The sequence below is a fragment of the Wolbachia endosymbiont (group A) of Alloplasta piceator genome, assembly GCF_964028505.1.
GTDB lineage: Bacteria > Pseudomonadota > Alphaproteobacteria > Rickettsiales > Anaplasmataceae > Wolbachia > Wolbachia pipientis.
In genome coordinates this window covers 818,538-833,457 of the sequence record NZ_OZ034793.1, presented here as the reverse complement: position 1 = coordinate 833,457, position 14,920 = coordinate 818,538, and the positions used below count along the sequence as shown (strand labels likewise).

General features: G+C 34.6%; 14 protein-coding genes and 2 pseudogenes. 10 read left to right on the top strand and 6 right to left on the bottom strand.

Features of this window, described 5'->3' with window-relative positions:
* Positions 1 to 37 precede the first annotated feature (37 nt).
* Positions 38 to 1,420 (top strand): annotated as a pseudogene (locus ABWU31_RS04065) (IS66-like element ISWen3 family transposase).
* Here ABWU31_RS04065 and ABWU31_RS04060 read toward each other — a convergent pair.
* The 3 genes from ABWU31_RS04060 to ABWU31_RS04050 are packed head-to-tail and all read right to left on the bottom strand — an operon-like array spanning position 1,403 to position 3,836.
* Positions 1,403 to 1,681 carry a hypothetical protein gene (locus ABWU31_RS04060; RefSeq protein ID WP_353271097.1) on the bottom strand — a complete coding sequence of 93 codons (279 nt, stop codon included), beginning with the start codon at positions 1,679 to 1,681 and terminating at the stop codon, positions 1,403 to 1,405. The pseudogene ABWU31_RS04065 and the gene ABWU31_RS04060 sit on opposite strands and share 18 nt — an antisense overlap.
* 4 nt (positions 1,682 to 1,685) lie before the next feature.
* A complete protein-coding gene (locus tag ABWU31_RS04055) occupies positions 1,686 to 2,276 on the bottom strand; it encodes a COQ9 family protein (protein WP_064125504.1) in 591 nt (196 codons plus the stop codon).
* Positions 2,277 to 2,282: 6 nt separating this feature from the next.
* A complete protein-coding gene (locus tag ABWU31_RS04050; protein WP_077188203.1) occupies positions 2,283 to 3,836 on the bottom strand; it encodes a Mur ligase family protein in 1,554 nt (517 codons plus the stop codon).
* Positions 3,837 to 4,709: 873 nt separating this feature from the next.
* Between ABWU31_RS04050 and ABWU31_RS04045 the strand changes: the two genes are divergently transcribed.
* The 4 genes from ABWU31_RS04045 (at position 4,710) to ABWU31_RS04030 (ending at position 7,395) form a co-directional block, all read left to right on the top strand.
* A complete protein-coding gene (locus ABWU31_RS04045; protein ID WP_077188202.1) occupies positions 4,710 to 5,072 on the top strand; it encodes a ferredoxin family 2Fe-2S iron-sulfur cluster binding protein in 363 nt (120 codons plus the stop codon).
* Complete coding sequence (locus ABWU31_RS04040) at positions 5,065 to 6,105, top strand: hypothetical protein (RefSeq protein WP_077188201.1); 1,041 nt, start codon at positions 5,065 to 5,067, stop codon at positions 6,103 to 6,105. Before ABWU31_RS04045 ends, ABWU31_RS04040 begins: the two co-directional genes overlap by 8 nt.
* Positions 6,089 to 6,475, top strand: a complete 387-nt coding sequence (locus tag ABWU31_RS04035) for a cytochrome c-type biogenesis protein CcmH (RefSeq protein ID WP_353271096.1) — start codon at positions 6,089 to 6,091, stop codon at positions 6,473 to 6,475. Before ABWU31_RS04040 ends, ABWU31_RS04035 begins: the two co-directional genes overlap by 17 nt.
* Before the next feature lie 87 nt (positions 6,476 to 6,562).
* A protein-coding gene (locus tag ABWU31_RS04030) for an IS5-like element ISWpi1 family transposase (RefSeq protein ID WP_353271062.1) occupies positions 6,563 to 7,395 on the top strand; the annotation gives its coding sequence in 2 pieces (ribosomal slippage) (positions 6,563 to 6,932 and positions 6,932 to 7,395; 834 coding nt in all).
* A 36-nt stretch (positions 7,396 to 7,431) separates the two neighbouring features.
* On the opposite strand, the gene ABWU31_RS04025 is transcribed toward ABWU31_RS04030, so the two are convergent.
* A protein-coding gene (locus tag ABWU31_RS04025) for an IS630 family transposase (RefSeq protein WP_265029767.1) occupies positions 7,432 to 8,443 on the bottom strand; the annotation gives its coding sequence in 2 pieces (ribosomal slippage) (positions 7,432 to 7,980 and positions 7,982 to 8,443; 1,011 coding nt in all).
* A 198-nt stretch (positions 8,444 to 8,641) separates the two neighbouring features.
* On the opposite strand from ABWU31_RS04025, the gene ABWU31_RS04020 reads away from it, so the two are divergent.
* From ABWU31_RS04020 to ABWU31_RS04000, 5 genes and pseudogenes are all read left to right on the top strand, one after another.
* Positions 8,642 to 8,971 (top strand): transposase, encoded by a 330-nt coding sequence (locus ABWU31_RS04020; RefSeq protein ID WP_007548762.1) that lies wholly within the window; start codon positions 8,642 to 8,644, stop codon positions 8,969 to 8,971.
* Positions 8,955 to 9,590, top strand: coding sequence for a transposase (locus ABWU31_RS04015; RefSeq protein ID WP_353271095.1), 636 nt, complete (start codon positions 8,955 to 8,957; stop codon positions 9,588 to 9,590). The genes ABWU31_RS04020 and ABWU31_RS04015 overlap by 17 nt, the downstream gene beginning before the upstream one ends.
* A 286-nt stretch (positions 9,591 to 9,876) precedes the next feature.
* A pseudogene (locus ABWU31_RS04010) lies at positions 9,877 to 11,132 on the top strand (IS4 family transposase).
* Between the two features lie 440 nt (positions 11,133 to 11,572).
* Positions 11,573 to 12,100: a c-type cytochrome gene (locus tag ABWU31_RS04005; protein WP_010082469.1), complete on the top strand. Its 528-nt coding sequence runs from the start codon at positions 11,573 to 11,575 to the stop codon at positions 12,098 to 12,100.
* A 1-nt stretch (position 12,101) separates the two neighbouring features.
* Positions 12,102 to 12,863 (top strand): alpha/beta hydrolase, encoded by a 762-nt coding sequence (locus ABWU31_RS04000; protein WP_236514540.1) that lies wholly within the window; start codon positions 12,102 to 12,104, stop codon positions 12,861 to 12,863.
* Between the two features lie 84 nt (positions 12,864 to 12,947).
* Here the strand turns inward: ABWU31_RS04000 and ABWU31_RS03995 are convergent.
* Both ABWU31_RS03995 and ABWU31_RS03990 read right to left on the bottom strand, forming a co-directional pair.
* Positions 12,948 to 13,959, bottom strand: a protein-coding gene (locus tag ABWU31_RS03995) for an IS630 family transposase (protein WP_265029767.1) whose coding sequence is annotated in 2 segments (ribosomal slippage) — positions 12,948 to 13,496 and positions 13,498 to 13,959 — 1,011 coding nt in all. Because the reading frame shifts where the segments join, the coding sequence is not laid out codon by codon here.
* A gap of 19 nt (positions 13,960 to 13,978) precedes the next feature.
* Positions 13,979 to 14,899 (bottom strand): hypothetical protein, encoded by a 921-nt coding sequence (locus tag ABWU31_RS03990; protein WP_353271094.1) that lies wholly within the window; start codon positions 14,897 to 14,899, stop codon positions 13,979 to 13,981.
* Positions 14,900 to 14,920: the final 21 nt, after the last annotated feature.

Here is a 14,920-nt window from a genome sequence, read left to right as displayed (position 1 = left end):
ATCTAAAAAGATAATCATAGAGCAAAAGTGAAATAATATGGTAAACCTTTTAGAACTTTGCAAAAATTTACAGCAAAAAATAGAAAGGTTAGAAGCAAAAATAGAAAGATTGGAAAAAGAGAATGAAAGTTTAAAAGCAGAAAATAAGGCTTTAAAGATAGAAAATGCTGAGTTAAGAGAAAGACTCGGTTTAAGCTCAAAAAATTCATCAATACCAAGTTCCAAAGAGTTGTATAAAATAAAAAAGAATAAGCCGAAAAGCGAAAGGAATATTGGCGGTCAGGTTGGTCATAAAGGAAGTTTTCGCGCCAACATGGATGCAGATAAAGTAGTAAAGATAGAGTTGCCTAATACTTGCGAATGCGGAGGAGAAATTGCAATATGTGAAAAACCATATATTCATCAGAAAGTTGATCTTCCAGAAATCAAGCCTTATGTAGTGGAATATCAGTTAGAACATGGCCGTTGTCGGAGATGCGGAAAGAGAAGAAGTAGCAAGTTACCGGAAGGTGTTACGCCAGATACATTTGGTCCAAGGGTTAAGTCAATAATTGCAGCGTTCAGCGGATTCTACAAAAATTCAAAACGCGAAATAGCGAGTGTCGTAAATGATATCTTCAATTTGAACATAAGCGTCGGTAGCATATCAAATAGTGAACATAGAGTTGCTTCAAAATGCAAAAAAATGTATGAGCAGATCGAACAAGAGATAAGTAGGAGTAAAGTTCTACATATTGATGAAACGAGCCATTATAACAAAGGTAAACTCGCTTGGTGTTGGATGTTTGCAAGCAATACGGCAAGTTTTGTAAAATTTACAGAGTCAAGAGGAATGAAAGTTTTACAAAATAGTAAATTCTGCAATCGCAATAGCTTGGTAATAACTGACAGGTATGCAGCATAGAATTATTTTGCCGATAAAAACAGGCAAATCTGTTGGGCACATTTATCAAGAGATTTTGAAAGATTAGCACATAGTTGGAATATTGAAGTTAAAGTTCTGGGTTGTTACTTGAGAAACGTGGCCACTGAATTATTTGCACTAAAAAAAGCTTTACTAAAAAGTGAGATAGATGTTTTGAGGTTTGTCAGACGTGCCAGAAAATTAAGAAAACGTACAAAGTATTACTTGAAGGAGATATCTCGTTTACCTGAAGCAATTGGAGCCTCTCGAGTTGCAAAAAATGTTCTGAGATCTGAAAGAATGATGTGGAAATTTTTAGATGACCCAGAAAATATTCCGCTGACAAATAACCACGCTGAACGGCAAATTCGGCATTATGTCGTTTATCGCAAAAACTCATATTTTACACAATCAAAGCGGGGAAATACATTCCTTGAGCGGATAATTTCATTATACTTAACTTGGAAACAAAGGGGTCTCAATCCTTTCCAAAATCTCCTATCTATTGTTTCTTAAACCACTCTCCTGAACGGATACTCCGGAGAAATTACTTATTCTGTACTGCCCTAGATCAAAATTTTTATTAAATTCAGAGTCTATTAAATATTCATGTGCTTCTTCAATAAATTTATTTTCTTTTTCTTCGTAACTGGTGTATTTTGTTGTACCATTATTATCCTCACGATAAACTAAATGTTCTTTATGATCAGCATGAATATTTTTATTTTCACAAACCTTTTCAGGATCGTGCTCAAGTACTTTTCTACCAACAATCAATAGCTTATAAGAAATTTCCTATGATTCCTTTTAAGCGAGTTTTGAATTTTTGAAATGTCATGACATTGTTGATACGGTTATCAAGAAACGATAAAGTATCCACAAAATCTTCTGAATAATCATTGATAAAAAAAAGTATCGTACTTAAGTACACTCCAGCTAATATTGCTCTTTTTGTATAGTAGTTAAAATCTGTTGATTGGTCATAAATGCCATACCAAATCGCACTAACAGTTCTGTATAAAAGTTTACTAGAAAAATATGTATTTTTTGGTGATACAGAGAATAATAAAACATTTTTTAAAAGTTCTCTATAATTTGGTAGCTTAGCGTAATTTGAAAGGCGTATTTGAATGGCTAACTTTACTCGCTCTCGCACTTTCATATCTTCTAAATTAGAATTCCTTAGTTCAGCTTCCATTGAGCTATTTAAGTCCTCTGCTATGTGCTCCAAAGCGCTATATATTCCATTCTGAAATTTGCAAAAGCTATTAGCTAGATTAAGGTCAGTGCACACCTTTAATAGGGTTTCATCGCTTATCCCTTCAAATGGAATAACCCTAATTAGCTTATCTATTATTAACTTTTGTTCCACGCAACATCATACTAAACAGCATGTGTGATTGTACCTGAGATTTTCAAACATTCTACAAAATGCTTCACCACGTTCCTCGAAATTTTTCCATTGATCAAAAGAAGCACACGCGGGAGAAAGTAATATTGTTACTTCTTCTGCGCTATTTAAGGCCTCTTCAAAAGCCAATCTGAATGCATCTTCTAGATTGCAACATTTAACATAATCTACTTTATTCTCCATAACATTTGCAAAAGCTTCGGTTGATTCTCCAATAAGAAAAGCTTTTCTAACCCTTGTAAAATGCTTGCTTAATGATTCTATTCCACCTTTTTTGCTTCTTCCACCAGCGATCCAATTTATGTTTTCATAAGATAAGATCGCCTTTTCGCTCGATTTTGCATTAGTTGCTTTGCTATCGTTCACGAAAAACACATTTCTTATTTTGCCAAGCAGTTCATTCCTATGCCTCAGTCCTGAAAAGGACTTGATTCCATTGATAATAGTGTTGCTATCTACTCCAAGTACCTTACATACGGCATATGTGGCTGCTATGTTTTCTGCGTTGGATATTAGGTTTATTTTCACGTCGCTTACTGATAAGCTATGATTCTCTAGTTTTAACGAGATCTTCTGGATCCCAGTGCCCCTTTTGTCATCCAAGTAGCTGACACTGGGATCCAGATAATTTCGATCTATACCAGTAATCTGTTCACTATAATCAAGCAAATTGTTACCTGCCAATGATATTAGATCTCTTGCACCACCCTCTGTCATCTGAGTAGTTGGCAATGGTTTTTCTTTTCTGGATTCCAGCGTCACGCGCTGGAATGACATCGGGGAATATGTTACTGAGATTGGAATTTTGTCTCCAGTGAATTTGTTGAATATATCAGCAGTAATCTCATTGTCACATCCTATTACGGCAACCTCACTACCGTTTATCAGTTTTAATTTAGTTGCTATGTAGTTCTCCATACTTCCATGCCTATCTATGTGATCTGGTGTAATATTGAGCAGTGCTGAAATGTCCACGTTAATTTCATTCATCAACTCCAATTGAAAAGAGGAGAGTTCGATTACATAAATTTCTGCATCTCTTTCTAGATCCAAAACAGGAACGCCTAAATTTCCACCAATAGCTACTTTTTTCCCTGCAGATTTTAATATGTGCCCTATTAGTGATGTAGTGGTTGATTTACCATTTGTTCCTGTGACGCCTATTACCTTCTGGTTCGTAGTTTTAGCTTCAAGAAATAGCTCAATGTCTGATTTTATTTTGCAATCAAATCTCCTTGCAAGTTTTACTATCCAATGTGGCTCTGTTGGCACTCCAGGGCTTAAAACCAATGCACTGATCTCATGCCAATTGTATTCCTTGGGATGAATAAAATTACATTTTTTATTCATCATTTTTGCATTTGCTATTTGCTCTTCATGATCATCCCATGCATATATTCTTGCACCACTCTTTGTTAGAGCGTTAATGGCGGATAAACCAGTTTTACCAAGACCAAAAACCGCGACGTTTTGATTTTTGTATTTGTTTAGTTGCACTGCTAGATAACTTATGCGAACCATTTTATAAAGATATCGTACAAATTACAACAGACTTCTTTCGTAGGTTACAACTGTCATTCAATAGAAACAAAAAACTTCCTTGACAAACTCCGCCAGCCCCCTTATCATGAAACTGAAGCTATTTATTTATTTATTTATCTTATCTGTACAGATTAAATGACAAAAAAACTCACGTATCTGGCGTCCCGTGTTTAATTTTTTGCACTATGTCCACCTTATGTCTTTATAAAATTTCTAGGTTTTTACCTAATATAAGCTGAAATGCGCTATTTAAAACATCAAAAAACGCCGATTTAAAAAATGGATAGTGAATAACTAGCTACCCTAGGGTTTCTTTTGCCTTTTTTTCTGTTTAGTAAATTTCTTAATGTTTATAATTTAGATTAGTTGCGGCTTAAAAGCAACTAAATCGCGGTTATTAAACGTTTAGAATAAAAAAACGCCATACTTGAAAGTATAATGTAAGTAATTAGCCAACCACGGGGCTTCTTTTGCCTTTTTTTCATTTGGTAAATTTCTTAATATTTATGGCTGAACGACAATCGTCATCCCGCTGCTTGTTAGCGGCTAAGAGATACCGCGGCAGTATGACGGTTAAGTGGGGTGTCATCCCAGTGTCAGCTACTCGGATGACAGGAGAAGGAGGCTACTTGCATGACACCATTCTTTTTTCTGGATCCAAGTAATCAGGGCACTGGGATGACAAGAAGAGGGCACTGCCGTCATAAAGGAACCAGTGTCAGCTACTCGGATGACAACAAAGAGCCACTTGGATAACAAGAAATATAGGTACTGGAATTGTAAAGAGTTTGCAAATATTAGTTATTACCTGTAGGATATAGAGAAATTAGTAAGGATTTTAATAGGAATAATATGCCATCTGTTACTTTTATTTTACCTGATGGGAGTAAGAAAAGCTATGAAGCTGCAGAGGGAGAAACTCTGCTCAATTTAGCCCACAGAAGTGATCCAGATCTGCTTGAAGGTGCATGTGAAGGTTCTCTTGCTTGCTCTACATGCCATGTAATTGTTGATCCAAAGTTTTATAATGCTGTAGAAATACATAACCCTATATCTGATGAGGAAAATGATATGTTAGACCTAGCTTTCGGCTTAACAGAGACGTCGAGGCTTGGATGCCAAATAAAAATCACAAAAGATATCGACGGCTTGTGTGTAACCATACCAAGGGGTACAAGAAACATATCATTAGATAAACAGGGGAATCATGCGTAAGATTTTTATCTATATTATCATCTCTTTACTTTTGTTTATTCCTGTAGCGTATAGTGGTTTTTGGTATTTTTCTGCATGTAAGGTAAAAAATCTTTTAGCTGAAACAATACTATACATTAACGACGAAAAATTTGATATTTCACATGATTTTAGTGGATTTCCTACTAACCTAATTTTCCGTGTGACAAACCCAAAATTTTCCAATGAGCAATTAACCATCTCATCTGATGCTTTATTGATAAAAAATAGATTGTTTGATAAATCAGTATATATCTACATACCAAGCAATGAAGTCAACATTGCTGTTCATGATGATGAGAAAAAGAATATAAAATGCCACACAAACGATAGCAGCCACTTTGTTGTTAGACTAAACGATTTACCATCTTCATTGCGATTCAACAGAAATAGTACCGTGATAGACTATATAGGTACACTTCGTTACGAAGATTATGGATTAAAATGTGATGTTTCAGAAAATCAGCAAAGTGTTATAACTGAAGTGAATGATAAAAGTAATTACATTCAATTTTACCTCGATAAAGAACTGAGTGGAAATGCTAAGCTAGGATTTGATTTGTATACTTATCGGTATAAAAATACTGCAAGTCCTGAAAGTTACCTTAGTATCGATACTAAATTTGATTATGAATTTGTAAACGACATCTCGGCTTCCAGAATTAATTTCAATATAGAGAAATTTTTGATTCAAAGTAATAATTTTTCTTTTGCTGCAGATGGTGGGGTAAACAATTACAACTTAGTTACTTATTCATTTAAAGACAAAATCAACGTGGCTATATCAAATTATAAAGAATTAATCTCGTTTATGATTGGTGACTCAAAAACTTCAGATGCGTTTGAAAAATTAATGTCTTCCTTATCAGAAAAAACAACTGATGATGGCATTCAATTTTCAATAAAGTACGATGATGATGTAGGGTCAAGTTTTATTGGAAAGTTATCCACCACTGATTTTATGAACCAGCTCAGTAAAATAACCCAATTAACCAAGGATGAGAGCAGTAGTTAGTTTACTTTTCGTATTGATATTCCACTCAGGCGTAAACGCTTTTACTCTGGATAATAAACTCAGAGATAAAAGCATGGAAAAACGAGCAACAAGTTTATTTGAAATAATAAGGTGTCCAATATGTTCTGGCGAATCATTGTCTGAATCTGGATCTCAGATCGCGTATGATATGCGAGAAGCAATTCGTAAAAAAATCAATGATGGATACACAGATGAAGAGATAATCTCAGAGTTAAAAAATTCTTACGGCAATTCAATTATAATCGTACCGCCTATAAAATCTAGCACTTACATTTTGTGGTTTATTCCACTTACAACTCTGCTTATTGGGTGTTTTTTAATACAAAGATACATCAATACAACCACTTAAACCTTTTATATATAGCTAAAGTGACTTAGAGGTTGTCCGGAAACAAGTAAAAGGCTATAATATCTGAAATTTTAGTACGGGGTAAAGATGAGAAAAAAGTATCCAACAGATCTAAGCGAAAGGGAATGGGCAAGAATAGAAAAACACTTCAGAGTATCATACAAGAAAGGAGGAAGGCCGCCAAAGTATAGCAAAAGAGAAATATTAGAAGCAATTTTCTATGTATTGCGTACAGGGTGTCAATGGCGGTATTTACCAAATGATTTTCCGCTATGGAAGACTGTGTATGAGCAGTTCAGGCAATGGAAGAAGCAGGGAATTTTTGAGAAAATGAATTATGAAATTACAAAATATAGTAGAAGAAAAATAGGAAGGAATGAGCAGCCGAGTGCCTGTATAGTAGATAGTCAATCTGTAAAGACTACAGAAAAGGGGGGATCAAAGGCTATGATGGAAGTAAAAAAGTAAAGGGTAGAAAAAGGCATATAATTACAGACACTCAGGGTTTTATACTAGGTTGTTACGTAGGCGCTGCTAACGAAAATGATAGAGATGGTATTAAAATAGCATTAAACAATATGAGAACAAAATATACTAAAGTTAAAAAAATGTGGGCTGACATGGGATACCAAGGAAGAAATTCAAAGAATCACATAAAGGAAGAATATGACATAGATATTGAAATTGTTACAAGGCCTCCATGTAGATTTTGGGTGCACAAAGATACGCCACCTGAGCTACTACCAACAAGAGAACAAGGGTTTAAAGTACAGCCAAGAAGATGGGTTGTAGAAAGGACTTTTGCTTGGGTTAATAGGAATAGAAGGCTATCGAAGGAGTATGATTTACTCACAACATCCACTGAGAATTTCATATACCTAGCTATGAGTAGGGTTATGTTAAAGAGGGAATATGCTTGAATTTACTAGTTTCCGGACAACCTCTGATACCAATTCTCATTGTTGTCCAGTCAAATAGGAAACATTGCAGAGTTGTTTAATTGTGGAGCTGGCAAGAGAAGTAATAAATTTGCACAAAGCACCCTCAAGTAGAGCAATTGTATCGTATATTTTATTGCGCAAAATGTTCTGTTTTATATATAACCAAAGCCTCTCAACAGGATTTAGCTCAGGTGAGTATGGAGGTAGGTATATAATGTCGATATTTTTAGGTACCTTTAAATTTTTTGACCTATGCCAACTAGCACAGTCCATAACGAGAAAAGCCTCTCGTGTTTCTAGATATTGCGAAATTTGCTCAAGAAATATGTTCATGCAATCAGTGTTGACATTTGGTGCAAATAAGCTAGAACTCTCTCCATTTCTAGGATTAACTGCACTATAGAGATAGAAATTTTGCCTACCTAATTTTGTTTTAACCTGTGTTCTAATCCCCTTTTTAAACCACCCATGTCCAACTTTTGAATGTGTGCCAAACCGTGATTCATCAAAGAAAAATAGCTCTTTTTCTGGATACTTGCTAATAGCTCCATTGAGATTTTTTTTTGAATTCCTCTTGTTTGCTTTTATCTTGTCCATTATGAACTGGTCTTGGTGTAATATATGAGAATTTCATCTTTTGCATATGGCGGTGTACTGTAGATTTGCTGATATTTAATCCGAACTTTTCCTGGATTCTTATTCTCATTTCTTTAATGGTGATATTAGGATTTTCTTCTATCCACTCTTCAATTTGCTGTAGTTGAGCCTGATTTAATTTAGTTTTTCTACGACGTTGTGAAGGAGCAAACAGTTTTTCTTCTCTGCCAATTTTCAAGAGTTTTACCCACGAAGTTAGTGCGCTTCTTGAAATGCAATATATTTTTGCTACAGCCGTTATACTGTACTTTTTTGCTGCAATTACAGCATTTAGTTTTTTTGAAACATATGCATTATTCCTTACTTTCTTCAGCATTTCTTTTGCTGATTCTACTACTTTTTCATCCAATAATTTTGATCTTAATGCCATTTAAACCTCGCTATTTTACTTACTTCAGTATGGCTTTTCTTCCATCATTGTCCATCTGTTTGCCCTGTAATGGGAATTGGTATTACAAGCAAACTTTCCTGGATCCCAGTGGGCTTTGTTGCATCGCTCAAGTGAAAAGAACTGGCAGTTACTGACAAAATTCATTATAAATAGCGATTTAACTGTTGAAGAAAAAATATGCCACAAAAAATGAGGGTCAGTAACCATAGCGAATATAACAAATTTCTAGAAAAAAGAGGAAATATTTTTCATTATATCAACGAAGCCATAGAAAAGTGGTACGAGAATGGTCCAAAAATACCAGGTGGCAACAATATTTATAGCGATAAAGTTGTAATTTTGGTGCACATAATAACTTGTTTATTTAGAATAGGCCTGAGGCAAACAGTTGGGTTTATAGCAGGATACCTTGAGCAAATTGGGAAAAATTTGCAAGTTATCAGCTATTCACAATCATCAAGAAGGTTTAAGAAACTCAATATTAAGATCAATGATTGCAGAAAATAATATGGAAGATATCGAAATTGCTATAGACAGTACAGGAATTAGTATATACAACAACACTCCTGGTCATAGCAAAGAAAATAGCGAAGATAGAAAGTATCGCAGCTATGAACAGACAAGAAAATTGCATGTAATGTTGAATACAAACAGCAAAAAAGCCATAGCTGTAAAATACAGTAACGGTGTCTACTCTGATCACTATGGAGCTTGTGATTTGCTAAAAGAAGTCGATTTTCAGTATGTCATAAAAGTACTATATGCAGATAGGGCATATGACAGAGAAAAGCTCTATAAGCTGTGTAATCAATATGGTATAAAAACGAAAATTCCTCCGAAAAACAACGCAGCAGAGCATCCAAAGTTAGACTATATGGCTGAGAGAAATTCTGCAGTCAAGCTCATAAAGTCATATGATGAAGATGGTATAAAGAAGTGGAAAAAAGAGATGAGTTATGGAAAAAGATCTTATATAGAAGGTTTTTTCTCGCGATTAAAAAAGACATTTGGATTTAGTTTTAGGAACAAATCTGAAATGAATCGTGAGAGGGAACTGCTACTCAAATGTTATTTGCTTAACAAATTTACTGAAATAGGCATGGCTAAGTTTGAGATAGCTTCATGAATTTATTGTACGTTACCTACTATCCGAAGAGCGATGCAACAAAGCCATCCCAGTGTCTGGGCACTGGGATGACATCATAGGGACACTGGGATTACACCCTGACAATCGTCATCCAGCTACTTGTTAGCGGCTAAGAGATACCGCGAATGAATCGCGGTATGACGGTTCGTGGCGGCATGACGATAACCTCGTCTCACTGCCATTAAGTTAAGGAAAAAAGATAGATTTTATGGGATAATGATGTATACCAATAAGTTTAAAGGTAGTATGAGTAAAAAAGGCAGTAATAAAATTTATTCAAAATGAATTGGCAAGTCTAGAATTTATAGAATCCCATAAATCATCTTCAAAAGATTTTATGAGAAAGAGGAAGTTATCTTTTATTGACATATTTATCTTAATTTTAAGAAAAAGTGTAAAGTCGCTGCAAGTAATACTAAACGAATTTATTTTATATAGGAAAAAAGACTATACCGTTACTGCTAGTGCTTTTAGTCAAGCAAGAAAAAAAATGAAACACAGTGCATTTTCAGAAATTAACGAAGGTGTGGTTTCCTTGTACTACCAAGACCAAAAATTTAAAACTTGTTTTGGCTTTAGAGTGTTAGCTCTTGATGCCTCCAAAATCATTTTACCAACAAGCGTTGAAATAAAAAATGAATTTGGCTCAAGAAAAATACGTAACCAAAAACCAAAAGATTTAGGTGATTATGCAAGTGCAACCTTTGCGGTTTGTTAAGATGTGCTAAATAATGTTGCCATAAGGTCAGTGTTAGATAGAGGTAACACTCATGAAATTAACTTAGCAGATGAAATGCTTAAAGTTGTAAATACTAATGACTTACTGATTTGTATATTTATCTTATAAATTTCTTTCTAGCCTTACAAAAAGAAAAATTGCTTATGTCATTCGATGTCCCAGATCATCTTTTAATGAAGTGAATGCTATGTTTGAAGAAAAAAGCCCATCTAGTGTTGAGGTTACCATATGTGCTCAGCGTAAGATAAAACAAGAAAATAGTGGAATAACGCTTCAAAGTGGTACTGCCATCTGGTGAAATTGAAGTGTTAGCTACATCATTAATGGATGAACAAAAGTTTCAAACTGGAGGATTTAAGGAGTTATATTTTTTACGCTGGGGAGTTGAGACATTTTTTGCAAAACTCAAAGGAAGACTAAGTCTAGAAAATTTTACAGGAAAAAGTGTTGAGTCTGTTAAACAGGATTTTTGGTCAGCTATCTTTATTAGCAACCTAGAAAGTGTTATGACAGAAGATGTAGAAGAAGCGTTGAATATGGACTTAACCGATGATAAGCTTAAGAGGAGCATTAACAAATCTGTCTCATTTAACGCGATCAAAAACTTGGCTTTCGACATTTTTGCTACGGAATCAGATACTGACTGCATTATGGATCAATTATCAAAGCTATTTTTGATGAACACTTTGGCGGTAAGAAAGGGAAGGAAAGTTGATCGTCATAAGGTACCTTATCTTCGTTCGTTCAATTACCAAAAAAGGGTTAGAACACACATATTTTGACTAGAGGTAGTATTCATATCTTCTGATAATAACTGGGTAGCTTATTGCCATAGCTCCTGTAAAATGACTTCTAAACAAACTATTTCTTAAGTAATTTACACTTCAGAGTTTATCTGCTTTAAAGTTTACTCTATTCTGTTTCAGTATTTGTCATAAATCCTTAATTATTTCTGACTTTTTAGTTCAGTTTTTAACCATTCTTTCCTTAACTTAATGGCAGTGAACCTCGTCATCCCGCTACTTGTTAGCGGGATCTCTTGTTAGCGGCTGAGATACCGCGAATGAATCGCGGTATGACGGTTCGCGGCGGTATGGACGTAGGAAAACCTTTCTTGGGTCAGCTATAGAGACTCTCATCTTTAGCGAGCTTCAAGGTAATTGGTTGCTATTTGCGAAAATATTCGCATAATTTAAGTAACATTACTTAATAAAAATTAACTATGGAGCTTAATAAGATTGCAGCATCGATTTTACTTTCTGGGCTAATCATTATGATAGTTAGTAATGTAGTTGATATGCTTTACAGTCCAGAAGAATATAAGATTGAACACCAAACGATAGTAGCTGCTGGCAGCAATGAGTTCCAGCAAAAAATCGAGCAAGTGGCGCTTGATATTGGAGCGCTCATGCAGAATGCTAGCTTTGAGAAAGGTAAATCAGCAGCAAAAAAATGTATAGCCTGCCATAGTTTTGAGAAAGGTGGAATGAATAAAGTAGGACCAAACTTATGGAACATAGTTGGAAATAAAAAGGCCCATCTTGGTAACTCATTCAATTACTCAAAAGCAGTGCTTGAAAGAGGTGGAAAATGGGGGTATGAGGAGCTATTTGCCTTTTTAAAGAACCCAAAAGCCTATATAAAAGGTACACGTATGGCATTTGCAGGTATTTCCAATCCACAAGAAATTGCAGATCTAGTTAGTTATTTGCATCAATTGAGTGATAGCCCGGTTGCTTTGCCAAAGTAGTATGGATTATTGTAAATTGTTTGATGGAAATAATGGTCACATAGCATATCGAAAGCTACAAGGAAAGAAAGCTTCTGTAGTTTTTTTCGGTGGATTTGCATCCAATATGGATGGAACTAAAGCAACTGCTATTTACAAATTTTGCCAAGAAAATGACGTAGCACTTGTGCTATTTGATTATTTTGGTCACGGTCATTCAAGTGGTAATTTTATTGATTACACGATAAGTGATTGGCAAAAAAATTGTGCTAAAGTAATGAGTGAATTAACTAGCGATAAACAAATAATTATAGGTTCAAGTATGGGAGGATGGCTGATGTTGCTCACTGCCCTTCAATTTCCAGAAAAAATTGCAGCACTAATTGGTATATCGTCTGCTCCCGATTTTACTGAAGATTTGATATTCAAGCAATTGTCAGGCAAGCAAAAAGAAGAACTAGATTCTAAAGGTGTAATAGATTTTACTTCAGAGCATTGTACATACAAAATAACTAAAAATTTGATCGAAGATGGCAGAAAGAACCTTCTTTTAAACAAAAAGACAATAGAGATAAACTGTCCTGTGCGCTTGCTGCATAGCATTAATGATAAAGATGTTCCTTATCAAACTTCATTGAATTTAGCTGAAAAAATTAAGTCAACCGATGTTGAAGTACACTTAATAAAATCAGCAGAGCACAATATGTCTGACAATCATTCACTGGAAGTTTTATTTAAGACCATTAGAGAATTTTGTAACCAGACTGCATTCTGTGATTTTTAGCAAAACACGATTTTTCATTTGAGCTTTCTTCAACTTAAAATAAATACAGAAAATTGCTGCCTATAGCTAAACTGATACCAATTCTCATTGTTGTCCAGTCAAATAGGAAACATTGCAGAGTTGTTTAATTGTGGAGCTGGCAAGAGAAGTAATAAATTTGCACAAAGCACCCTCAAGTAGAGCAATTGTATCGTATATTTTATTGCGCAAAATGTTCTGTTTTATATATAACCAAAGCCTCTCAACAGGATTTAGCTCAGGTGAGTATGGAGGTAGGTATATAATGTCGATATTTTTAGGTACCTTTAAATTTTTTGACCTATGCCAACTAGCACAGTCCATAACGAGAAAAGCCTCTCGTGTTTCTAGATATTGCGAAATTTGCTCAAGAAATATGTTCATGCAATCAGTGTTGACATTTGGTGCAAATAAGCTAGAACTCTCTCCATTTCTAGGATTAACTGCACTATAGAGATAGAAATTTTGCCTACCTAATTTTGTTTTAACCTGTGTTCTAATCCCCTTTTTAAACCACCCATGTCCAACTTTTGAATGTGTGCCAAACCGTGATTCATCAAAGAAAAATAGCTCTTTTTCTGGATACTTGCTAATAGCTCCATTGAGATTTTTTTTTGAATTCCTCTTGTTTGCTTTTATCTTGTCCATTATGAACTGGTCTTGGTGTAATATATGAGAATTTCATCTTTTGCATATGGCGGTGTACTGTAGATTTGCTGATATTTAATCCGAACTTTTCCTGGATTCTTATTCTCATTTCTTTAATGGTGATATTAGGATTTTCTTCTATCCACTCTTCAATTTGCTGTAGTTGAGCCTGATTTAATTTAGTTTTTCTACGACGTTGTGAAGGAGCAAACAGTTTTTCTTCTCTGCCAATTTTCAAGAGTTTTACCCACGAAGTTAGTGCGCTTCTTGAAATGCAATATATTTTTGCTACAGCCGTTATACTGTACTTTTTTGCTGCAATTACAGCATTTAGTTTTTTTGAAACATATGCATTATTCCTTACTTTCTTCAGCATTTCTTTTGCTGATTCTACTACTTTTTCATCCAATAATTTTGATCTTAATGCCATTTAAACCTCGCTATTTTACTTACTTCAGTATGGCTTTTCTTCCATCATTGTCCATCTGTTTGCCCTGTAATGGGAATTGGTATAACTCTTCAAATTTCTCTTTTAATTCTTTAGATAAATTTTTCTTTTCTTTGTTGACCTCTTTAATTTTACATTGTAGCTTATCTAAGTTTGCATGCAGCCTTTCTTGTTCTTCACGTAATTCCTCTACTTCTTTAGAAAGTTTATTTTTTTCCTTATTCAATGCCTCTACTTTTTCACTAAGTTCATGTTTTTTCTCACGTAGTGCCTTTTGTACTTCACGTAACGTTTCTATTCTATCATTCAACCCCTTATTCTCTAGCTCTAAATGTTTATTATCATCCACTTCCATCTTCAGCTTTGCAATAAATCTACTTCTTTCTTCCAACTGTTTCTTCAAACATGAGATTTCAAGTTTTAATTTCTCTTCCTGCTCATTTCTTGTTTTGTCCAATTCATTGTCTATTTCAAACGTACGATTCTTTGCTGTTTCTAATTTTTTCTCTAAAGATTTTTTTTCTTCAAGAAGAGATTCTCTCTCAGCTTCTGACTCATTTGCTTTCTGATCCAATCTTTTTGCTCTCTTGTCTAAATTTTGCTTCTCTCTAGTTAATTCATGTAATTGATTCTTCACTTCTTTGTTTGCAGCTTCTTCAGCTTCTTTTTCCAGAGTTATTTTATTTTCTAACTCTTGCTCTTTCTGAGCGAATTTATTTCTCTCAACCTCTATTTTTTTATTATTACTAATTATTTTATACGAAAGTGCAAGCACCAAAATAGATAATGTAGCTAAAGCAAGAATTAGAGGAAGAGGCACATTAGAAGTTACAATAAGCGCTAAAGATGTAAGTAACGTAAGAGTAGCTAAGGAACTAGCTACAAAATAAAATGCATTAGCCTCACTAAGCAAATTGCTCATTACTCCCCTCCCACAACGGAC

Excerpts from the sequence above, each read along its gene's own strand:
- ABWU31_RS04050 (WP_077188203.1), bottom strand. The coding sequence starts at position 3,836 with ATGGTTCGCATAAGTTATCTAGCAGTGCAACTAAACAAATACAAAAAT.
- ABWU31_RS04045 (WP_077188202.1), top strand. The coding sequence starts at position 4,710 with ATGCCATCTGTTACTTTTATTTTACCTGATGGGAGTAAGAAAAGCTAT.
- ABWU31_RS04040 (WP_077188201.1), top strand. The coding sequence starts at position 5,065 with ATGCGTAAGATTTTTATCTATATTATCATCTCTTTACTTTTGTTTATT.
- ABWU31_RS04035 (WP_353271096.1), top strand. The coding sequence starts at position 6,089 with ATGAGAGCAGTAGTTAGTTTACTTTTCGTATTGATATTCCACTCAGGC.
- ABWU31_RS04020 (WP_007548762.1), top strand. The coding sequence starts at position 8,642 with ATGCCACAAAAAATGAGGGTCAGTAACCATAGCGAATATAACAAATTT.
- ABWU31_RS04015 (WP_353271095.1), top strand. The coding sequence starts at position 8,955 with ATGATTGCAGAAAATAATATGGAAGATATCGAAATTGCTATAGACAGT.
- ABWU31_RS04005 (WP_010082469.1), top strand. The coding sequence starts at position 11,573 with ATGGAGCTTAATAAGATTGCAGCATCGATTTTACTTTCTGGGCTAATC.
- ABWU31_RS04000 (WP_236514540.1), top strand. The coding sequence starts at position 12,102 with ATGGATTATTGTAAATTGTTTGATGGAAATAATGGTCACATAGCATAT.
- ABWU31_RS03990 (WP_353271094.1), bottom strand. The coding sequence starts at position 14,899 with ATGAGCAATTTGCTTAGTGAGGCTAATGCATTTTATTTTGTAGCTAGT.